Consider the following 19,994-nt stretch of genomic DNA (forward strand, 5'->3'; position numbering starts at 1 on the left):
TGTTTTACTCCTCGTCCTCGTCGTCCAGCCGGGCCAGCCAGGTCGCCAGCCGCTCGACCGGCGTCTCGAACTCGGGGTTCAGGTCGACGAACTCGCGCAGCCGCTCGGCGAGCCAGGTCAGACTGACCTCCTCCTCGCCGCGGCGGGTGACGAGCTCCTCGATGCCCCGGTCGGTGAAGTACATCGTCGTCCTCTCTCAACAGGTCTCTCGGCAGGTCTCAAAGGGGAAAGTCCCCCACAGGATCACCTGTGGGGGACTTCCTCTGTGCGCTTCGTGCCCGGTCTAGCCGAAGACCTCGTCCAGGATCTGCTGCAGCTCCGTCTCGTGCGTGGAGTGCGAGCCGGTCGCCGGGGAGGAGTTCGCCTTGCGGGAGATCCTCCTGAGCCTGCGACCACCGAACGCGTCGGGGTGCTCGACCATCTTCATGGTCAGGAACGGCCACGGGCCCATGTTGGCGGGCTCGTCCTGCGCCCAGGCCACCTCGACGTCGTCGCCGTAGCGGGCCAGCTCGGCCTGGAGCGGGTTCGCCGGGAACGGGTAGAGCCGCTCCAGGCGGACGATCGCCACGTCGTTCCTGCCCTGCTTCTCCCTGGCCGCGGCCAGGTCGTAGTAGATCTTGCCGGAGCACAGGACGACCTTGCGGACCTGCGCCGGGTTGACCGTGGTGTCGCCGAGCACGGGCCTGAACGACCCTGAGGTGAACTCGCTGACCGCCGAGACCGCGGCCTTGTGGCGCAGCAGCGACTTGGGCGTGAACACCACCAGCGGACGGCGCCGGTTCGACATCGTCTGCCAGCGCAGCAGGTGGAAGTAGTTGGCCGGCAGCGTCGGCTGGGCCACGGTCATGTTGTCCTGGGCGCACATCAGCAGGAAGCGCTCGATGCGGGCCGAGGAGTGGTCGGGACCCTGACCCTCGTAGCCGTGCGGCAGCAGCAGGGTGACGCTGGAACGCTGACCCCACTTCTGCTCGCCCGCGGTGATGTATTCGTCGATGACGGACTGGGCGCCGTTGACGAAGTCACCGAACTGGGCCTCCCAGGCGACCAGGGCCTCGGGGCGCTCCACGCTGTAGCCGTACTCGAAGCCGAGCGCGGCGTACTCGCTGAGCAGCGAGTCGTAGACGTAGAACTTCGTGGTGCCCTGGTTGAACGTCTTGAGCGGCGTGTGCTCGGCACCGGTGATGCGGTCGACCAGCACGGCGTGGCGCTGGGTGAAGGTGCCACGCCGGGAGTCCTGGCCGACGAGCCGGACCGGGTGGCCGTCGATCAGCAGCGAGCCGAAGGCCAGGGTCTCGCCCGTGCTCCAGTCGATGCGGTCCTCGGCGACCATCTGGCCCCGGCGCTGGAGCACCGGCAGCAGACGCGGGTGGACGGTGAAGCCCTCCGGCAGGTTGAGCTGCGTGTCGATGATCCGCTTGACCGTCTCCTCGGAGATGCCCGTCGGGGTGTCCTCGTGGGACCACGGGATGGTCTCCATGGTGTCGGGACGGGCGAACTCACCGGTCGGCTGCTTGACCGCCTCGCGGGTCTCGGCGAAGGCGTTCTCCAGCTTGGCCTGGTAGTCGCGCAGCGCGCTCTCGGCCTCCTCGACCGTGATGTCGCCCCGGCCGATCAGCGCCTCGGTGTAGAGCTTTCGGGTCGAACGCTTGGCGTCGATCAGGTCGTACATCAGCGGCTGGGTGAAGCCCGGGTTGTCGGTCTCGTTGTGGCCGCGACGGCGGTAGCAGATCAGGTCGATCACGACGTCCTTGCGGAACGCCTTGCGGTACTCGAAGGCCAGGTTGCCGACCCGGACCACGGCCTCGGGGTCGTCGCCGTTGACGTGGAAGATCGGCGCCTGGATCATCCGGGCCACGTCGGTCGCGTACACGCTGGAACGCGAGCTGGCCGGGCTCGTGGTGAAGCCGACCTGGTTGTTGACCACGATGTGCACGGTGCCGCCGGTGCGGTAGCCGCGCAGCTGCGACAGGTTCAGCGTCTCCGCGACCACGCCCTGACCCGCGAAGGCCGCGTCGCCGTGGACGAGCACGGGCAGGACGCTGAAGCCCTCCTCGCCGCGTTCGAGCAGGTCCTGCTTGGCACGGACCACGCCCTCAAGGACCGGGTCGACCGTCTCCAGGTGGGAGGGGTTGGCCACGACGGAGGCCTTGAGCTTGGAGCCGTCGGGTGAGACGAAGTCACCGCTGGCGCCCAGGTGGTACTTCACGTCGCCGGAGCCGTGGGCGCTGCGCGGGTCGATGTTGCCCTCGAACTCGCCGAAGATCTGGCCGTAGGACTTGCCGACGATGTTGGCCAGCACGTTCAGCCGGCCGCGGTGGGCCATACCGATGACGGCCTCGTCGAGGTCCTCCTCGGCGGCGGCCGACAGCACCGAGTCGAGCAGCGGGATCAGGGACTCGCCGCCCTCCAGCGAGAAGCGCTTCTGGCCGACGAACTTCGTCTGCAGGAACGTCTCGAACGCCTCGGCGGTGTTGAGCCGCTCCAGGATGCGCAGCTGCTCGGTGCGGTCGGGCTTGGCGTGCGGACGCTCGACCCGCGCCTGGATCCAGGCGCGCTCCTCGGGGTTCTGCATGTGCATGTACTCCACGCCGATGGTGCGGCAGTAGGAGTCACGCAGCACGCCGAGGATCTCGCGCAGCTTCATCAGGGGACGGCCGCCGAAGCCGCCGGTGGCGAACTCGCGCTCCAGGTCCCACAGGGTCAGCCCGTGCGACTTGATGTCGAGGTCGGGGTGCTTGCGCTGCTTGTACTCAAGCGGGTCGGTGTCGGCCATCAGGTGACCGCGGACCCGGAAGGCGTGGATCAGCTCTATGACACGGGCCGACTTGGCGACGTCGTCGTCGTGGGTGGCCGAGATGTCCTGGACCCAGCGGATCGGCTCGTACGGGATCCGCAGGGCCTCGAAGATCTCGTCGTAGAAGCCGTCCTCGCCGAGGAGCAGCCGGTGGATCTGGCGCAGGAAGTCACCCGACTGGGCGCCCTGGATGATCCGGTGGTCGTAGGTGCTGGTGAGCGTCATGACCTTGCTCACCGCCAGGCGGGAGAGCGTCTCCGGGGAGGCGCCCTGGTACTCGGCGGGGTACTCCATCGCGCCGACACCGATGATCGTGCCCTGGCCGGGCATCAGGCGCGGCACCGAGTGGACGGTGCCGATCGTGCCCGGGTTGGTCAGCGAGATCGTGGTGCCCGCGAAGTCCTCCACGCCCAGCTTGCCGGACCTGGCCTTGCGCACGATGTCCTCGTAGGCGACCCAGAACTGGCGGAAGTCCATGGTCTCGGACGCCTTGATCGAGGGCACCAGGAGCTGGCGGGTGCCGTCGCTCTTGGCGACGTCGATGGCCAGGCCCAGGTTGACGTGCTCGGGCTTGACCAGCACCGGCTTGCCGTCCACCTCCGTGTAGGAGTGGTTCATCTCCGGCAGGACCTTGAGGGCCTTGATGACCGCGTAACCGATCAGGTGCGTGAACGACACCTTGCCGCCGCGACCCCGCGACAGGTGATTGTTGATCACGATGCGGTTGTCGATCAGCAGCTTCGCCGGTACGGCACGCACGCTGGTCGCCGTCGGCACTTCGAGGCTGGCCTCCATGTTGGCGGCCGTACGGGCGGCCGCGCCACGGAGTCTGACTTCCTCGGTACCGGCGGGCAACGGGGTCTCCTGCTTGGATCGGGCAGCCGGCGCCGAGGTTGGCTTCGGCGCGGGGGGTGCCGGAGTGGCCGCCGGGGTCACCGGCGCCGCAGCGGAGGTCGGGGGAACGGGAGCGGCCTGGGCCGTCCCGGGGGGCGCGGCTCTGCCCGCCCCGGAGTCAGGGCTGTAATCAGCGAAGAAGTTCCACCAGGCACGGTCCACGGACTCGGGATCCTGGAGGTACTTCTGATATAGCTCGTCGACCAGCCATTCGTTTTGACCAAAGGCTGCCAGCGGGTTTGTCCGCGACGACTCAGACGACACGGCGGAAATCGCCCTCTTCCGCAGATCGGCGTTGATGATAGAGAACCTGTCCAAGGCTACTCGCCCTGACCCGGACCTGCGCCAGTCTGACCGCAGCTCTCCGCCTGATCCTCTCAGGACAGCTCAAAACGGTCATCCCCGGGGGGTCCATCTGGGTGGTACCGGTCTGGTCATTCATGCTCGACGAGCCTGGACTCGATCTTGACGCCCGGCGTCACGGCCTCAAGCAGGGCCTTCAGTTCCTCGCCCGCGGCGTGCAGTTCGTCGAGGGACATGGGGGCCAGGCGCTCCAGCAGGAACAGCGCGTCGGTCGTCTCCTCGGTGATCCGGGTCCGCACGCACTGCCGCCAGTTCCACCGCCTGCAGGTGACACCCAGGTCGTCGCGCCAGACCACCTCGCCGATCTCGGGGGTGTCGATCACGGTCTCGCCCTTGTCGATCACTTCGAACGGCTCGTCGCCCACGGCCCTGACCAGCCTGGCAGCCCCGGCGTAACGGCCGAGGTCCTCTCCACCGATGGGGAGCCCGTGCCTGACGCTGACCGTGTTGTAGGCGTCGACCACCAGGTTGATCTCCGGCAGCGGCATGCGCCTGACCAACGCGTCGACGGACGGCCTGGTCCGCTGGGGTTTGGCGCCGAATGCCCGGTAGGCCTCCCGCCAGGCCTCGACCTTCGGGTCGTCCGCGGAGACGGCCTCCTGGGCCGCCGTCGCCAGCCAGGCCCTCGACCTGTCGTCGGTCGGGCCGTTGCGCAGGCCGTACACGGCCATGGCCAGGACGGCGAAGTCCGGCCGCAGCGCGCTGACGGCGGGGTCGACCCGGATGTCCTCAATCACGGACCTCAGTCTAGGTCGTCCCCTGTCACATACTTCTCACCTACGATTTCATGCAAAACAAGTAGGAAATATTGACTAAGCGTGGAGTCGTGCGTAGCTTCTCCGGTATGGGCCTCTATCTGACCCGGTGTGCACATGTCGACTTCTGTCGCGTGTTCAGTGCTCTGTGTCCGTGATCACGAACCGACCTCCGTCCCCCCTTCCTTCATCCCTCAGGAAACGTTCGTGATCAAGTTCAGAAACGTCCCGTTCCTTGTGCTGCTCGCCCTCGGCCTCGCGGGCTGCGGCGCGGAGGCCGCGGCCAAACCCGGTGCACCGGAGACCCTGGAGCTGCGCTACCAGGGCAACGTCGGCGCCGTGACCTTCCCCGAGCTCGCCGAGGACCTCGGCTACCTCGCCCCTGTGAAGCTCAAGTGGATCGGCAACACGATCTCGGGGCCGCAGGACATCCAGGCCGCCGCGACCGGGCAGACCGACTTCGGCGGCGCGTTCAACGGCGCCATCATCAAACTGGCCGCCGCCAAGGCTCCCATCAAGGCGGTCGTCGGCTACTACGGCAGTGACGCCGACAGCTACGTCGGCTACTTCGTCCCCGACGGCTCGCCGATCAAGGGTCCCCGCGACCTGATCGGCAAGAAGATCGGCGTCAACACCCTCGGGGCGCACCTGGAGGCCGTGCTCAAGGAGTACCTCAAGCGCGGCGGCCTGACCCCCGAGGAGATCAAGCAGGTCGAGCTGGTCGTCGTGCCCCCGATCAGCACCGAGCAGGCGCTGCGCCAGGGCCAGATCGACGTGGCCGCGCTGAACGGCGTCCTGCGCGACACGGCCCTGCAACGCGGCGGCATCCGCGCCCTGTTCAAGGACATCGACCTGTTCGGCCCCTTCACCGCGGGCAGCTACGTGCTCACCGACAGGTTCATCGCCCGCAACCCCAACACCACGAAGAAGTTCGTCGAGGCGGTCGCCAGAGCCGTCGAGTGGACCCAGACCCACTCCCGGCAGGAGTACGTCGCCAGGGCGGAGGCGATCATCGCCAAACGGCACCGCAACGAGGACACCGCCACCATCAAGCTCTGGAAGAGCAGCGGGGTCGCGGACAAGGGCGGCGTGATCGACCCCAGGGAGTTCCAGATCTGGATCGACTGGCTGCAGCGCGCCGGTGAGATCAAGCCCGGCCAGGTCAAGACCGAGGACCTCTTCACCAACGCCTACAACCCGTTCGGAGGCAAGGGATGAAGCTCCAGATCCAGGGCGTCGGCAAGGAGTTCGCCGTCCGCGGCGCCGACCGGCCCTTCACCGCCCTCGACGACGTCGACCTGGACGTGCGGGAGGGGGAGTTCCTCACCCTGGTCGGGCCGAGCGGCTGCGGCAAGTCCACCCTCCTCGACCTGCTCGCCGGACTGGCCGTGCCGAGCAGGGGCCGCATCCTCCTCGACGGGATCCCGGTCGAGGGGCCGGGTCTCGACCGGGGAGTCGTCTTCCAGCAGTACGCGCTCTTCCCTTGGCGCACGGCGCTGTCGAACGTCGAGTTCGGGCTTGAGGCCAAGGCCGTACCGAAGCGGGAGCGCGCCGAACGGGCCAGGGCGCACCTGGAGCTGGTCGGGCTGCGCGGGTTCGAGGAGCGCTACCCGCACGAGCTCTCCGGGGGCATGCGCCAGCGGGTGGCCATCGCCAGGAGCCTCGCCTTCGACCCGGAGGTGCTGCTGATGGACGAGCCGTTCGCCGCGCTGGACGCCCAGACCCGCGAGTCGCTCCAGGAGGAGTTGCTACGGATCTGGCAGCGGACCGGCAAGACGGTGGTCTTCATCACCCACGGCATCGACGAGGCCGTCTACCTCGGCCAGCGGGTCGCGGTCATGACCCCCCGCCCCGGCCGGATCAAGCGGATCCTCGACATCGAGTTCGACAGCCGCGAGGGCGACCTGCGGGCCGACGCCCGCTTCGGCGCCTACCGCCACGAGGTGTGGACGCTGCTGCGCGAGGAGGCCGCCGGGGCCGCCAGGATCGAGACGAGGGCCGAGGAGGTGGTCCCCGTTGGCTAGCGTCTCGACCAGGACGGTCTCCACCGAGGTCACCACGCGGGGTCTCGCCAGGGAGGCGCTCCAGGAGGCGTCCCGTACGGCGGGCGCCGTCCCGGGAGCCGGTACCCGCCTGCTGCGCGGTACGGCGCGCGCCGCCGTCGCGGTGGGCAGGCGCACGGCCGCCATCGCCGTGCTGGCCGTGATCTGGGAGGTCCTGCCCCGCCTCGACGTGGTCGACCCCACCTTCCTACCGCCGCTCTCGCAGGTCCTCACGGCGTGGTGGGACCTGCTCGTCTCGGGTGAGCTGCTCGACCACACCCAGGCCAGCCTGGTCAGGTCACTGGCGGGATGCGTCCTGGCCATCGTGGTGGCCATCCCGCTCGGCCTGCTGATCGGCTGGTACCGGCCGGTCGCCGAGTTCCTCAACCCGCTGCTCGAACTGTTCCGCAACACCGCGGCGCTGGCCGTGCTCCCGGTGTTCGTGCTGATCCTGGGGCTCGGCGAGACGTCCAAGATCTCGATCATCCTGTACGCCTGCGCCTGGCCGATCCTGCTCAACACGATCGCGGCGGTGCGCGGGGTCGATCCGCTGCTGGTCAAGTCGGCCAGGTCGATGGGACTCGGGCCGTTCCGGCTGTTCCAGAAGGTGATCCTCCCCGCGGCGGTACCGACGATCTTCACCGGCATCAGGCTGGCGGGGGCCTACTCGATCCTCGTGCTGATCGCCGCGGAGATGGTCGGCGCCAAGGCCGGCCTCGGCTACCTGATCAACTACGCGCAGTTCAACTTCCGGGTGCCCGAGATGTACGCGGGCATCCTCACCATCTCGGTGCTCGGACTGCTCATCAACCAGCTCCTCGTCCGCCTGGAGCGCCGTTTCTCGACGTGGAGGACCTCCTGATGACCGAACGCAGGCTCCATCTCAACGCGTTCCTGATGGGCGTCGGCCACCACGAGGCGGCCTGGCGGCACCCGGAAACCGACCCCGGCCTGATCGCCGACGTACGGCACTACCAGGAGCTGGCCAGGATCGCAGAACGGGGCAGGCTCGACTCGGTCTTCCTGGCCGACGGGCTGGCCCTGTGGGGAAACGTCCGGCACAACGCCCTCGGCGGCCTCGAACCGCTCACGCTGCTGGCCGCGCTGGCCGCGGTCACCGAGCACGTCGGCCTGATCGCGACCGTCTCGACCACCTACAACGAGCCGTTCCACGTGGCGCGCAAGTTCGCCTCGCTCGACCACATCAGCGGCGGCAGGGCGGGGTGGAACATCGTCACCTCCGCGACCGAGGCGGAGGCGCACAACTTCGGAATCGAACGCCCCTCCCACGGCGACCGCTACGCCCGCGCCACGGAGTTCCTTGAGGTCGTCACCAAACTCTGGGACAGCTGGGAGGACGGGGCGATCCTCAACGACCGCGCCGCGGGCCGCTACGCCGACACCGGCAGGATCCACGCCCTCGACCACGTCGGGACCCACTTCAGGGTCAGGGGCCCGCTGAACACCTCCCGTCCCCCGCAGGGCCATCCCCTGCTGGTGCAGGCGGGCTCCTCGGAGGACGGCAAGGAGTTCGCCGCCCGGTTCGCCGAGGCCGTGTTCACCGCCCAGCAGACCCTCGCCGAGGGGCAGGCGTTCTACACCGACCTCAAGTCCCGCCTCGCCCGGTACGGCAGGCGCCCCGGCGAGCTGCTGGTCCTGCCCGGCATCTCACCGATCATCGGCTCGACCCAGGAGGAGGCACTCCGGCTGGAACGGGAGCTCCAGGACCTGATCATCCCCGAGTACGGCGTGCAGCAGCTGTCCACCATGCTCGGCGCCGACCTGTCCGGCCACCCGCTGGACGAGCCGCTGCCCGAACTGCCCGAACCGAGTGACGGTCAGCAGAGCAGGTTCAAACTCGTCACCGACCTCGCCAGGCGTGAGCGGCTGACCCTGCGTCAGCTGATCGGCAGGCTCGCGGGAGGCAGGGGACACCGGGTGGTCGCCGGTACCCCGGAACTGATCGCCGACCAGATCCAGGAGTGGTTCACCAGCGGCGCGGCGGACGGCTTCAACATCATGCCGCCTGTCCTGCCGAGCGGCCTGGCGGACTTCGTCGATCACGTCGTACCCGAGCTGCAGGCCCGTGGCCTGTTCAGAACCGAGTACGAAGGCCGCACCCTGCGCCAGAACTACGGGTTGGCGCGACCGGTGTCCAGTTTTGAGCAGTTCGAGCAGAAGGTGTCGGTGGCCTCATGAGCATCGTGACAGTGGTGGGCAACCCGCGGACCGGGTCGCGCACGTACGCAGTGGCCGTCCAGGCGGCGCGGGCCGTGGCCGGGCGGCTCGGCGACGAGTGGTCCGGGCGGGAAGCCGAGGAGGAGGTCGTCGACCTGTCGGTCCTGGCCCCCTGGCTGCTCTCCCCCCAGGCCTCACCCGAGGTGGAGGCGGCCCTCGACCTGGTACGGCGGGCCGACGTGCTGGTGGTCGCGAGCCCGACCTACAAGGGGACCTACACCGGCCTGCTCAAGGTCTTCCTGGACCGTCTTCCCGGGGGCGCGCTCGCCTCGGTCGTCGCGCTCCCGCTGCTGGTGCTGGGCGACGCCAGGCACGCCCTGGCCGTGGAGGTCCACCTGCGTCCTCTCCTGGTCGAGCTGGGCGCGAGCGTGCCGACCCCCGGGCTGGCGGTGGTCGAGTCGCAGATCCCCGCCCTGGACGAGGTCCTCGGCCCCTGGGCCGACAGGGTCGCCCCTCAGGTCAGGGCGGCGCTCACGGCGAAGGACTCGGTGGACTCGGTGACCCGGGCGTGAACGCGGCAAGGAGGGAGTCCCCGATGAGATCGGGAAGAGAAGGCGTTATGAATAGGTTGCGAATCATAAGCGTGGTTTACGCCCTGGAGGAGGAGAAGTGACCGAGCGGAACGACGCAACCGGTTCCGAGATCCTCTCCGGCGTTCCCGGTGTGGAACGGCTCGCGGGGGAGGACTCGTGACCGAGACCCTCCCCGGCCGGGCCGTGGACGCCGACCGTTTCCGGCAGGCGCTGGCCGTACACGCGGCCGGTGTCGTGGTGATCACCGCGCAGGCGCGGGGGGTTCCCGTCGGCCTGACGGCCACGTCGTTCTCCTCGGTCAGCCTCACACCCCCGCTGGTCTCCTTCTACGTCGACCAGTCCTCGACCACCTGGCCCTCGCTCAGGCTCGCGGAGCACTTCGCGGTGAACGTCCTGGCCAGCGACCAGGCGGAACTGGCCTCAAGGTTCGCCCGCAAGGGCGTCGACCGCTTCGCCGCCCCGACCGAGTGGTGGCCGGGCCCCCAGGGGGTCCCGATCCTCGGGGGCGTCTCCGCCCAGCTGGTGTGCGTCCCCCACTCGACCGTCGACATCGGCGACCACGTCCTCGTCGTCGGCCTGGTCACCGAGACCAACCTCGTCTCCGACGACCGCCCCCTGCTCTACCACCGGGGCAGGTTCGGCCGCTTCACCCCGCACACCTGACCGTCCGGCGGGGACGCCCGAAGGACGTCCCCGCCGGTCAGGCCAGTCGTACGGTGCCCCGCCCGGTGGGAGGCGGCAGGTCGAGGAGGGTGCGGATTCCGGGCGGCGCCGCGCACAGGGCGGCCACCGAGTTGACCGCGTGGGCCGCGGCCCCGGCCAGGCCGTGGGAGATCGCGTCGAGGGAGACCGTCATCTGCGGCACACCCTCGATGTGGACGACGAAACCGGGGGCGGACCAGCGGTCGACCCTGTTGGCGTCCGCCTTGTAGACGCACTCGACGGTCATGAAGGGACGGCCTCTGACCAGCCCGCTGAACGTCCAGCGGGACGCGCAGACCGTGCCCTTCCTGACCAGGCCCGCGGCGATCTCGAACTCCTCCGACGCCAGGTCGAACTCGTCGCTCTCGTCGACCTCGTCGAGGGCCACGCCGAGGGTGCTCGCCACGAGCTGGACACTCTCGGCGAACAGACCGCGCTGGTACGCACGGAACGGGCGCACCGCGGTCGCGTAGTCCTTGGCCGAGCGGGTGAAGCCGAACAGGTCGACCACGAGCCTGCGGGACGGATGCCCCTTGAAGTCGGAGCACTCACGGACGTAGACGTGGTCGATCCTGCCGGACAGGCCGCTCAGCGCGATAGGGAGCATGTCGCTCACGAAGCCCGGGTTGATGCCGGTGCCGTGCAGGGAGGAGCCGCCCGTCGCGCAGGCGGCCTCGATCCGCCCGACGACCGCCGGGCCGTAACACCACGGGTAGACGAACCCCGTCGTGGTCACGACGTTCTTGCCCGAGGCGAGCAGGGCGCAGAACGTCTCCACGTCGGGTGTCGGATCCCCGTCGAAGGCGGCCGAGGGCAACGGCATGTGCAGCACGCAGTCGGCGTCGAGAGCGAGGATGCGCTCGACGTCGTCGGTGCACAGGACGCCGGTCTCCGGCAGTCCGACGAGCGGACCGACGTCGAGGCCGACTTTGCCGGGGTCGTAGACGAACACTCCGGCGAGTTCGAATTCGGGACGGCGGATCAGATTGCGCAGGGAGTATCTGCCAACGGCGCCCGTGGCCCACTGGACCACGCGGAGGGGCGGCGGTGGGGGCATGGGGGCCTCCAGCCCGGGGTCTTTGGGCAGGGCCGTACTGGGAGGAGTTGCATTGATTACCCTCGCCCGGTAAGTGCAGAAACTTTAGCAGAAATTCACACGCTCGATCACTATCCGCGACGGTCTGACACCCTGTCGTTTTCCTCCGTGCTTCGGGAGGGCGCGGATGTGAACATCATGGCTTACCGGGCGCCCGGGAAGGCATGTCGGAAGGCAGAAGTATGTTCTGTGAAGGCGTATGTGATGTCCGGCAAAACATCCCTGTTGCGACATTTGCGACAAACGACACGCTTGACAGCGTCCTTGACAAAAGGTCTGCCAGGCCGTTTTGGAACGGTCCGAAGTCATGGTCGGTGAACGCCGGAGTTATGGCGGAGAAGGCGAGGCCGGGCCGCCGCTCCGCCTGGCTACGGGATAGGCGGAACGACGGCCCGGCCGGTCCAAGGAGGCCGTCAGGAGATCAGGCGGTCCGTCAGGGGACGTTGAGCACGAACTCGTAGGAGGCGGCGCGCCCACCGGGCACGGACTGCACGGTCATGAGAAGGCGCCGGTCGTAGATCGTGTCGGTCTGGTTGCGCGGCTCACCCGGGAAGTAGAGCTGCGTGGTCAGGATCGGCCTGTTGGGCGCCTGCAGCTTGACGTGGATGTGCCGGGTCCGCCCCGGGTAGAGGCCCGGAACGATCGTGGTCAGGGAGAAGGCGCCGTTGGCGTCGGTGAACTGGTGGCCGCGGAACCTGAAGCCGTAGTTGTCGTAGTTGCCGGCGTTGTCCGCCTGCCAGAAGTCCAGCAGCACATTCGCCAGCGGCTTGCACGAACGGCTGTAAACACGGCCGGTCACCGTCAGCTTGGTGCCGCCCGCTCCCGCCGGGACGATGTTGGCGGTCAGCGGGGAGTTGGGCTTGAAGTACGGCCCCTCCGTCTGTGCGATGGTGGTCGAGCCGCCGGGGGTGCAGGCCAGAGGCAGGTCCTGCCCCTGAAGCGCGGAGGCGGGGCCCGCAATCGCGCCCGCGACCACCGGGGCCGCGATCGCGCCCAGGCCCACCGCCGCGACGAACTGCTTGCGGCTCAGGCCGGACTCCATTTCCTCTTCTGGGGTGAGAGGAATCTCGGACATCGAGGTTCTCCTTCAGCGAGGTGGTGGCCGTGCTGGGGGTGCGCACGGCTCCAGATGTGTATATCCATTCATCTGACTTGCAAGGTTGACTCTAAGTGCCAGTCTGTTGTCAGGGCGTGCCGGGCATAACGCGATGTTGGATCTGAATGGGATTGCCGCCAAGTAGAAACCAGGGGTGAAGCTAGGGTCATCGCCTCATTAACGCCGAGGAGAGCGTCATGCCCACACTCGTCAGTACGGCCGGCCTGCCCCCGAGGGAGCAGGTCGAGTTCTGGCGTAATGTCGTGTCGGACGCCTTCGGCCCGCTACAGCTGCGGGCCGGGGACACCGGGGGGTTCGCCGGCCGCATCGCGAGCCGTACCCTCGGCCCCGTCCAGGTCAGCGACGTACGCGCCCCCGCGCACGTGGTCAGCCGTGCCGCCCGGCACATGACCACCAGGGGAGGCAGGGAGAACTACAAGTTCTGCCTGCTGCTGCGGGGCTCCGGAGTCATCGAGCAGGCGGGGCGCCGCGTCGTGGCGAGCGCCGGAGACCTGGTCTTCTACGACCTCAGCCGTCCGATGGAACTCGTCCTCGACGCCCACCACCTGCTCGCCCTCACGGTGCCGCGCTCGGCCATCCCGCTGCCCGCGGCCCACGTGGCCGACCTGGCGGGCACCCTGCTGGCCAGCAGGCAGGGACCGGGGAGACTGACCGTCTCCTTCCTGACCTCCCTGGCCGCCGAGGGAGACGCCGTCGACGGGCCACACGGCCAGTATCTCGGGGAGGCCATCGTCAACATGGTGACCTCCGCCCTGAGCGAGCGGCTCAGCGGCGAATCGCCGGTACCCGGCGCGGGCGCCGAGCTGCTGCAGTGCATCACCGACTGGATCGAGCGCAACCTGCACCGCCCGGACCTGTCGCCCGCCGTCATCGCGCACGCCCACCACGTCTCGGTGCGCCAGCTTCACCGGATCTTCCACGCGGCCGGCATGACCGTCGCCGCCCACGTGCGGACCCGCAGAATGGATCGCTGCCGCAGGGAACTGTCCACGGCCCATCTGCGCGCCGACCGGGTCAGCTCCATCGCGGCGCGCTGGGGCTTCTCCGACGCAGCCTCCTTCAGCCGGGCCTTCCGGCGGATCTACGGCTGCGCGCCCAGCGACTACCGCGCCGCCCTCGCCGACGAGGACGTCGAGGACGGTACGGCACAGCGACAGCCCGCCTGACCGGCGGCACGACCACTCGGGAACCGGCGTCCCCGCCCACAAGGCGGGCGGCCGGTGGCCCGAGAACCCGCATCCACCCGGTGGGGGGCGGATGCGACGGCACGGCCTGCGTTCACTTGAGAGTGAACGCAGGCCGTGTCCTGCCTCTTTGCGGTGCCTTCGGCACCGCGGGCTTGGGCGCTTTCGGGTCGGTGCTTTCCCTCGTCTCTCCGTCGCTGCGCTCCTGCGTTCCTCAGTCCAAGCACCGACGCGCCCAAGCCGACACTCTTCACACTTGGCGCCGGTAAAGCACAAGCCCTGCTTCTTTGCTCCGCCTGGTGGCGTCGCGGGCTCGGGCGCCCTGAGTCGGTGCTTTCCCTCGTCTCTCCGTCGCTGCGCTCCTGCGTTCCTCAGTCCAAGCACCGACGCGCCCAAGCCGACACTCCTCACACTTGGCGCCGGTACGGCACAGGACCAAACCCTTCACGGGCGACGCCGGGGGAGGCGGGCTGAGAGTCAGTCCATGAGGATGATCTGGCGGAGGGGTTCGCCGGTTTTCAGGGCGGTTATCGCCTCGTTCAGGTCGGCCAGGGGGATTCGGGAGCTGATCAGGCCTTCCAGGTGGAGTTTGCCTGCCTTGTGGAGCTCGGCGAGGAAGGGGAAGTCCCTGCGGACGTCCGCGCCGCCGTACAGGGAGCTGAGGATGTTCTTGCCCTCGAACAACAGGTTGAAGGCGCTCAACGGGACGAGGTCGTCGGAGGCGCCCGCGCCGACCACGATGACGTCGCCGCCGCGGCGGGTCGCCTTCCAGGCGGTCATGATGGTCGCGGAGCCGCCCACGGCCTCGAAGCCGTAGTCGAAGCCCCGTCCACCGGTGATCGTGCGGACGGCGTCGGAGAGCCGGTCGGGGGTGACGGCGTGGGTGGCGCCGAGCTTGAGGGCCAGTTCGTGCTTGGACTCCAGTGGGTCGATCGCCAGGATCGTCGTGGCCCCGCAGACACGGGCGCCCTGCACCACGGACAGGCCGACGCCGCCGCAACCGACCACGGCCACGGTCGAGCCGGGCCTGACGCGGGCGGTGTTGAGCGCCGCGCCGACACCGGTCGTGACGCCGCAGCCGATCAGCGCCGCGATCTCGAAGGGCAGCTCGGGGTCTATCCTGACCGCGCCCTGCCAGGGGACGACGATCTCCTCCGCCCAGGTACCGCATCCGGCCATGCCGTACGCCGGGGTCCCGCCGTCGTAGCGGAAGCGGGCGTTGACGAAGGCGTCCTTCATGTACGTCATGCACAGGAAGGGCTGGCCCGCCAGGCAGTTCGAGCAGGTGTCGCAGGCCGGGGTCCAGTTGACGACCACGTGGTCGCCGGGGGAGACCGAGGTCACGCGCTCCCCGGTCTCGACGACCACGCCCGCGCCCTCGTGCCCCAGCACGACCGGCAGCGACGTGGGCAGCACTCCGCTGATCACCGAGAGGTCGGAGTGGCAGACGCCGGTCGCCCTGATCCTGACACGGACGTCGGCGGGCCCGACGGGGGCGAGGGTGAGGTCGTCCCGGATGTCGAGACGGTCGTCGCCGACGGCGTGCAGCAACGCACCACGCATGGGGGGAAGCCTTCCTAGTTGCCCTCGACGGAGAGGGCGGCCTTCGGGCAGGACCGTACGGCGTGCCGGACACGGTCCTGTGCCTCCGGCGGCGGTTCGGGCAGCAGCACGTGGAGCTGGTCGTCGTCGTCGAGTTCGAAGACCTCGGGGGCGAGTCCGGTGCAGACGGCGTTGGCCTCGCACACCATGTGGTCGACTTTGACCTTCATGTGAACCTCCTACGCGGGGGACAGGTCAGATGAGGGAACCCGCCCCTGGATCAGACCGTAGGGCACGGACGTCGCGTGTGGTCTGTCACGGGGGGTTCTTCGCGGCCCGCTCCGGGCCTGACGGCGGGCGCGCTGGTTCACGGTGGAAAGTAGAACATGTTGCATAACGGTGGGCAAGGGCCGTGTGGAACGCCGATCGGTCCCCGATAGCCTGCTGCGGTGAGCGACGTGACCATGCCCGAGAACCTGCTGGATGCCGCGCTCGGCGCCAAGGGGTTCATGCCGCGCGCCGAGGGCCTCGCCCTCTTCGAGACGGCCGTCGAGTACGGCCCGCGCGGTCCGATCTGCGAGATCGGCACCTACTGCGGGAAGTCGGCCGTCTACCTCGGGGCGGGGGCAAGGCTGGCCGGTTCCGTGGTCGTCACCGTCGACCACCACCGGGGCTCGGAGGAGATCCAGCCAGGCTGGGAGCACCACGACCCCACGCTGATGGACCCGCGCTTCGGCAGGATGGACTCCCTGCCGACCTTCCGCCACACGATCGCCGCCGCGGGCCTCGAAGAGGAGGTCGTCGCCGTCGTCGGCCGCTCCGAGCGGGTGGCCGCGCTCTGGAGCACCCCGCTGGCGATGCTCTTCATCGACGGCGGCCACTCGCGGGAGCCGGTGACCCGTGACTACGAGGGGTGGGCCCCGCACGTCCTCCAGGGCGGGGCACTGGTCTTCCACGACATCTACCCCGACCCGGCCGAGGGCGGGCAGGAGCCCCACCGCGTCTATCTGCGCGCCCTGGCCTCCGGGGCGTTCAGGGAGGTCAGACGGGAGGGTTCACTGCGGGTCCTGGAGCGTGTCGGCCCCGGCATCGGCTGACCCCGCCGCCCCAGCACGGCCAGACAGACCCCCCGCAGCGCGCAGACCGCCAGCAGCGCCGCCATGGGCCCGGGGCCGGGCAGCGCCAGGTACAGCACGGCGGCGGACAGGCCGAACACGACCTGCTCACGTGGCCGGGACGGCGTCGTGCGCGCCTCGGGCAGCACGAAGCAGGTGTGCAGGACGAACGCCGCGTCCGTCACCGCCAGGAAGCCGGGACCCGAACCGGGACCCGCGACCAGTCCGGCCAGGGCCACGCCCCCGGCCCAGGCCAGCACCAGCGGCAACCGCCCGGAAGACCGTACGAACGTCATGCCGAGGGCCAGGAGCACCAGCGGCACGAACGACTGCAGGGCCTCCGGCACCCACGCGGTGAACTGGTACGGCGGCGCCATCTCGACCCCGGGGCGCAGCGCCGCGACGGTCACCCCCAGGGCGACCGGATTCACGAAGGGCGTCCCCGGCCGCCCGGCCCGCAGGACGTGCCTGCTCGCGACCCCCACCAGGGCGGCCAGCGCGATCCCGGCCAGGTGGGCCTGGCCGTACAGGAGCATCGCGCACAGCAGGCTCTCGGCGTAGGACGGCAGCAGGAAGGCGCGGTCGGTCAGGTAGCGGGGTCTGTCGCGGGATGTCCAGGCCCGCACGGTCTCCAGCGCCAGTTCGGCGGTCACGCCGGTGAGGACTCCGACGACCGGTGCCAGGTAGGCCTGCTCGAACCCGAGCAGGAGGTGCCCGGCGAGGGTGACGACGGTCACCGAGACCGCCAGCCGGCGCGAAACGGGCACCCTTGTAGGCGCTGTCATGGGTTCCTCAGTTCCGTCACGCCCTGGGGGGTCAGCAGGAGGTCGTGCCAGCCGGGGTCGAGGGAGACGGTGGCGGTGCGCGGGACGCCGCACTCGTCACGCCAGGACAGGGCGACGGGCAGGGCGGCCCCGCCCGTGTCGGTCTCGCCGAGACCGAGGAGCAACTCGGGGGCGGAGGCGGCGGGGTAGAGCTGCCCGGCGAGTGTGCCGCCGTCCGGCAGCCGCAGTCTGGCCTCCGCCCCGATCGCCGGGCGCGTCACGCCTGCCGCGCCGTGCGCCGCGCCGCAGGGACCGGCGGGCAGGCGGGGACGCAGGCCGACGAAGGGGGCGGTGACACCGTGGTTGCGGTACAGCGTGGCCGGGGTCAGAGGGCCGGAGACCGCGACGTCGAGACGGCCGTCGTCGTCCACGTCGCCGACCGCCAGGGCCGTCGCGTCGCCCCCGGGAGGCACCGGTCCGGCCACGTTCGTGTGACGGCCGTCCGCACCCGGCGTGAAGAGGGCGACGCCCCCGGGCGCCGCGACCGCGTACATGATCTCGTCGTGGCCGTCGTTGTCGAGGTCGGCGGTCTCGACGTCCCACACCCGTCCGGTACGGCCGAGCCCCAGCTCCCCGGCCCGGTCCTCGTACGGCGCCTCGCCCTCGTGCAGGTGCTCCCGCAGTCCGGGCAGGGCCGTGGAGACGAAGACGGGCCCGATCTCGTCGGGGCCCCGCCCGATGAGGATGTCCTGCGCGCCGTCGGCGTCGAGGTCGGTGAAGGCGACCGCCCCGCTGTCCGAGGAGTCCCGGCCCAGGACGGACGATCTCGGCGTGGTCAGGTCCCGGGTGCCCGACGCCACCCGGAAGGCGGCCCTGCCCGGTGCCGACTCGTTGACGAGCAGCGTGTCGGGTCCGAGGCCGTTGGCGAGGTACAGCTCCGGCAGCCCGTCGCCGTCCAGGTCCCGGGTGCCGAGCGCGAGCGTCCCGCCCGTCCGCCCGGCCTCGCCGAACGCCTGCGGCGCCTCGGTGAACGTGCCCGTCCCCGTCCCGAGGTACAGCCGCGCCCCGCCGTCGTGGACGTCCGGCGACGAGCCGCCCGAGGTCGTCCCGGCGGCGAGGACCAGGTCGAGGTGGCCGTCGCCGTCGAAGTCGCCGACGCTCGCGGCGGCCGCGTTCCACGGCCCGGGCCGTACGGCGGGCTCACGGTGGGCGAAGGCGGTGGCGGAGGGGCGGGTCCCGGGAAGGCGGACGAACAGGGAGGGGGAACGGTCCCGGTAGAGGACGACCAGGTCCTGCGCGCCGTCCTCGTCGAGGTCGGCGGGCAGGCATCCGACGGGCACCCCGCGCGGGCCGGGGGCGGTCAGCCTGAACGGCCGGTAGCCGCCGTGGGTGCCCGGCACGGGGGCCACGGTCACCCCGCCGTGACGGGGGTCGGCCAGGCAGACGTCGTCGGAGACGATCTCGCCGTCGAGGTCGAAGAGCGCCACTCCCGTCGCGGAACCACCGAGCCGGTCGGCGGCGAAGGAGAAGACCGGGGTGGTGGGGGAGGGGGCGGGGGGCTCCGCAGTACCGGTCAGCGCCCACCCGACGGCGACGGCCGCCAGCGCCACCAGGGCGGCCGGACGGACCGGGGGCACGGCATCGGCCGTGTCCCTGGACGTCGCGCCTGGCCGTACTTCGGTCACGAGTCGCGGTTGCGCCTCGCCCAGGCCTTCCTGACCCCGGCCCGCCATGCCTGGTAGTGGTCGCCGGTGTGCGCGTTGTGCCCGAGGGCGACGAGCGCGGTGTCCGTCCAGCCGCCCGCCTCCTCGACGCCGACCTCGCACAGGGCGAGGACGGCCTCGGCGGTGTGCTCGGGCACGGTCCTTGAGATCAGGTGGGCCGAGCAGGCGAAGGCGGCGCCCTGCACGAGGTGGGCGCGGAAGCCGTCCTCGGCCGCCGCGGCGCTGAGCCGTTCCAGCTCGCAGGCCCGTGCGCCGCCCGCGTAGGCGGCGGCGAGCCCGATCCCGCTCCACAGGTCGGCGCGGCGGCCGAGGGGGAACTCGGCCAACCGGAGGACGACGTCCTCGACGCCCGCGCACTCGTGGAACCAGAGCATCCGGCCGACCCCCTGGTCGAAGATCGCCCGCCTGGTCCGGTCGAGCAGGCCCGCCGTACGCTGACGCCCGACCGTCCGGTCGGCGGCGTAGAAGCCCTGGTGGAAGCCGAAGCCGTCGAAGGCCAGCCAGCGCAGCAGGGGGTGGACGGAGTGGATGCCCCACATCGGGCGCATCCGCAGCCGGGCGTATCCCCGGCCCGCACCCAGGTGGATCATGTGCGGGTAGCGCACGCCCTGGCCGCTGAGCAGGTTCCTGAGCCGCTTGCCGCCGGACGCGGTGAGCACGTCGAGGGACGCGCAGGCCATGCCCGCCCCCTCGTAGGCGAAGCCGCGCAGTTCCTCACGCAGGCCGTCGATCCGTTCGGGCTCGCCCGCGATCACCGCGTTGTGCCCGGCGACGCACGCCCGCCCGGCGTTCTCCAGGTGCTCCCTGGCCGGGCCGAGCCGGAAACGCCGCACTCCGAACCCGGTCCGATCGGGGTCCTGCCAGAACAACCCGGGCAGGCCACGCGGCCTGCCCGGTGCCGGATCGCCGGGTGGTAGGGCGGGCGACGGGGCACGGGGCGCAGGGCAGGGAGAGCGGACGGGGACGGTGCGCTCGCCCTTCTCCGGCTCCGGTGCCCCGGGACCGGGCACACCTGGATGGGGTGCGGCGACCGTCGTCACGCCGCCGTCGCCCCCCGCGATCTCTCCGTCGCCCTCCGTGTCGCTCACGTGCCCGAACGTAGTGAGCCGTCCCCGAGCCTTCAAGCACCGC

Annotated in this window: 18 protein-coding genes; 8 read left to right on the top strand and 10 right to left on the bottom strand. The window is 70.2% G+C overall.

The features are described 5' to 3' along the window. Positions 1-4: 4 nt before the first annotated feature. From ACIBVQ_RS36620 to ACIBVQ_RS36630, 3 genes are all read right to left on the bottom strand, one after another. A complete protein-coding gene (locus ACIBVQ_RS36620) occupies positions 5-184 on the bottom strand; it encodes a DUF6104 family protein (RefSeq protein WP_352015124.1) in 180 nt (59 codons plus the stop codon). 99 nt (positions 185-283) lie between these two features. Continuing rightward, positions 284-3,952, bottom strand: coding sequence for a multifunctional oxoglutarate decarboxylase/oxoglutarate dehydrogenase thiamine pyrophosphate-binding subunit/dihydrolipoyllysine-residue succinyltransferase subunit (locus tag ACIBVQ_RS36625; RefSeq protein WP_386187619.1), 3,669 nt, complete (start codon positions 3,950-3,952; stop codon positions 284-286). Positions 3,953-4,122: 170 nt separating this feature from the next. Next, positions 4,123-4,788 (bottom strand): phenylalanine--tRNA ligase beta subunit-related protein, encoded by a 666-nt coding sequence (locus ACIBVQ_RS36630; RefSeq protein WP_352015126.1) that lies wholly within the window; start codon positions 4,786-4,788, stop codon positions 4,123-4,125. 225 nt (positions 4,789-5,013) lie between these two features. Between ACIBVQ_RS36630 and ACIBVQ_RS36635 the strand changes: the two genes are divergently transcribed. The 6 genes from ACIBVQ_RS36635 to ACIBVQ_RS36660 all read left to right on the top strand — a co-directional run bounded on the left by ACIBVQ_RS36635 (position 5,014) and on the right by ACIBVQ_RS36660 (position 10,282). Then, positions 5,014-6,024 (top strand): ABC transporter substrate-binding protein, encoded by a 1,011-nt coding sequence (locus tag ACIBVQ_RS36635; RefSeq protein ID WP_399183246.1) that lies wholly within the window; start codon positions 5,014-5,016, stop codon positions 6,022-6,024. After that, on the top strand, positions 6,021-6,830 hold the full coding sequence (locus tag ACIBVQ_RS36640; protein WP_399183248.1) for an ABC transporter ATP-binding protein: 810 nt from the start codon (positions 6,021-6,023) through the stop codon (positions 6,828-6,830). The genes ACIBVQ_RS36635 and ACIBVQ_RS36640 overlap by 4 nt, the downstream gene beginning before the upstream one ends. After that, the gene (locus ACIBVQ_RS36645; protein ID WP_362909591.1) at positions 6,823-7,710 is read left to right on the top strand and encodes an ABC transporter permease; all 888 of its coding nucleotides are present in this window, start codon (positions 6,823-6,825) and stop codon (positions 7,708-7,710) included. Before ACIBVQ_RS36640 ends, ACIBVQ_RS36645 begins: the two co-directional genes overlap by 8 nt. Further along, positions 7,710-9,047 (top strand): LLM class flavin-dependent oxidoreductase, encoded by a 1,338-nt coding sequence (locus tag ACIBVQ_RS36650; RefSeq protein WP_352015130.1) that lies wholly within the window; start codon positions 7,710-7,712, stop codon positions 9,045-9,047. The genes ACIBVQ_RS36645 and ACIBVQ_RS36650 overlap by 1 nt, the downstream gene beginning before the upstream one ends. Continuing rightward, positions 9,044-9,598 (top strand): NADPH-dependent FMN reductase, encoded by a 555-nt coding sequence (locus ACIBVQ_RS36655; protein WP_386187605.1) that lies wholly within the window; start codon positions 9,044-9,046, stop codon positions 9,596-9,598. Before ACIBVQ_RS36650 ends, ACIBVQ_RS36655 begins: the two co-directional genes overlap by 4 nt. 177 nt (positions 9,599-9,775) lie before the next feature. Then, positions 9,776-10,282: a flavin reductase family protein gene (locus tag ACIBVQ_RS36660; protein ID WP_352015132.1), complete on the top strand. Its 507-nt coding sequence runs from the start codon at positions 9,776-9,778 to the stop codon at positions 10,280-10,282. A gap of 37 nt (positions 10,283-10,319) precedes the next feature. Here the strand turns inward: ACIBVQ_RS36660 and ACIBVQ_RS36665 are convergent, their stop codons facing one another. Both ACIBVQ_RS36665 and ACIBVQ_RS36670 read right to left on the bottom strand, forming a co-directional pair. Next, on the bottom strand, positions 10,320-11,378 hold the full coding sequence (locus tag ACIBVQ_RS36665; RefSeq protein WP_399183251.1) for a dihydrodipicolinate reductase: 1,059 nt from the start codon (positions 11,376-11,378) through the stop codon (positions 10,320-10,322). Between the two features lie 472 nt (positions 11,379-11,850). Then, positions 11,851-12,492 carry a dioxygenase gene (locus ACIBVQ_RS36670; protein ID WP_352015134.1) on the bottom strand — a complete coding sequence of 214 codons (642 nt, stop codon included), beginning with the start codon at positions 12,490-12,492 and terminating at the stop codon, positions 11,851-11,853. Positions 12,493-12,710: 218 nt separating this feature from the next. Here ACIBVQ_RS36670 and ACIBVQ_RS36675 point away from each other — a divergent pair, with 218 nt between their 5' ends. After that, entirely contained in the window at positions 12,711-13,700 is a 990-nt protein-coding gene (locus tag ACIBVQ_RS36675) for a helix-turn-helix domain-containing protein (protein WP_352015135.1), read from the top strand. A gap of 495 nt (positions 13,701-14,195) precedes the next feature. On the opposite strand, the gene ACIBVQ_RS36680 is transcribed toward ACIBVQ_RS36675, so the two are convergent. Next, positions 14,196-15,281 (bottom strand): zinc-binding dehydrogenase, encoded by a 1,086-nt coding sequence (locus ACIBVQ_RS36680; RefSeq protein ID WP_399183254.1) that lies wholly within the window; start codon positions 15,279-15,281, stop codon positions 14,196-14,198. Between the two features lie 14 nt (positions 15,282-15,295). Next, positions 15,296-15,490 carry a ferredoxin gene (locus ACIBVQ_RS36685; protein ID WP_399183256.1) on the bottom strand — a complete coding sequence of 65 codons (195 nt, stop codon included), beginning with the start codon at positions 15,488-15,490 and terminating at the stop codon, positions 15,296-15,298. A 234-nt stretch (positions 15,491-15,724) separates the two neighbouring features. Between ACIBVQ_RS36685 and ACIBVQ_RS36690 the strand changes: the two genes are divergently transcribed. Further along, positions 15,725-16,357, top strand: coding sequence for a class I SAM-dependent methyltransferase (locus ACIBVQ_RS36690; protein WP_399183282.1), 633 nt, complete (start codon positions 15,725-15,727; stop codon positions 16,355-16,357). Here the strand turns inward: ACIBVQ_RS36690 and ACIBVQ_RS36695 are convergent. From ACIBVQ_RS36695 to ACIBVQ_RS36705, 3 genes are read right to left on the bottom strand one after another with little or no spacing between them, the layout of a single operon-like run. Beyond that, a complete protein-coding gene (locus ACIBVQ_RS36695) occupies positions 16,264-17,142 on the bottom strand; it encodes a hypothetical protein (RefSeq protein WP_399183257.1) in 879 nt (292 codons plus the stop codon). The genes ACIBVQ_RS36690 and ACIBVQ_RS36695 overlap by 94 nt on opposite strands. A 14-nt stretch (positions 17,143-17,156) precedes the next feature. Beyond that, positions 17,157-18,776: an FG-GAP repeat domain-containing protein gene (locus ACIBVQ_RS36700; protein ID WP_399183259.1), complete on the bottom strand. Its 1,620-nt coding sequence runs from the start codon at positions 18,774-18,776 to the stop codon at positions 17,157-17,159. Between the two features lie 44 nt (positions 18,777-18,820). Further along, positions 18,821-19,951, bottom strand: coding sequence for a DUF1702 family protein (locus tag ACIBVQ_RS36705; RefSeq protein WP_399183262.1), 1,131 nt, complete (start codon positions 19,949-19,951; stop codon positions 18,821-18,823). Positions 19,952-19,994: the final 43 nt, after the last annotated feature.

The organism is Streptosporangium sp. NPDC049376, from assembly GCF_044466505.1.
Classification (GTDB): domain Bacteria; phylum Actinomycetota; class Actinomycetes; order Streptosporangiales; family Streptosporangiaceae; genus Streptosporangium.

Bases quoted from the DNA above. Each gene is read 5' to 3' on its own strand.
- ACIBVQ_RS36620 (WP_352015124.1), bottom strand. From the start codon at position 184: ATGTACTTCACCGACCGGGGCATCGAGGAGCTCGTCACCCGCCGCGGC.
- ACIBVQ_RS36640 (WP_399183248.1), top strand. From the start codon at position 6,021: ATGAAGCTCCAGATCCAGGGCGTCGGCAAGGAGTTCGCCGTCCGCGGC.
- ACIBVQ_RS36650 (WP_352015130.1), top strand. From the start codon at position 7,710: ATGACCGAACGCAGGCTCCATCTCAACGCGTTCCTGATGGGCGTCGGC.
- ACIBVQ_RS36655 (WP_386187605.1), top strand. From the start codon at position 9,044: ATGAGCATCGTGACAGTGGTGGGCAACCCGCGGACCGGGTCGCGCACG.
- ACIBVQ_RS36665 (WP_399183251.1), bottom strand. From the start codon at position 11,378: ATGCCCCCACCGCCGCCCCTCCGCGTGGTCCAGTGGGCCACGGGCGCC.
- ACIBVQ_RS36670 (WP_352015134.1), bottom strand. From the start codon at position 12,492: ATGTCCGAGATTCCTCTCACCCCAGAAGAGGAAATGGAGTCCGGCCTG.
- ACIBVQ_RS36675 (WP_352015135.1), top strand. From the start codon at position 12,711: ATGCCCACACTCGTCAGTACGGCCGGCCTGCCCCCGAGGGAGCAGGTC.
- ACIBVQ_RS36680 (WP_399183254.1), bottom strand. From the start codon at position 15,281: ATGCGTGGTGCGTTGCTGCACGCCGTCGGCGACGACCGTCTCGACATC.
- ACIBVQ_RS36685 (WP_399183256.1), bottom strand. From the start codon at position 15,490: ATGAAGGTCAAAGTCGACCACATGGTGTGCGAGGCCAACGCCGTCTGC.
- ACIBVQ_RS36690 (WP_399183282.1), top strand. From the start codon at position 15,725: ATGCCCGAGAACCTGCTGGATGCCGCGCTCGGCGCCAAGGGGTTCATG.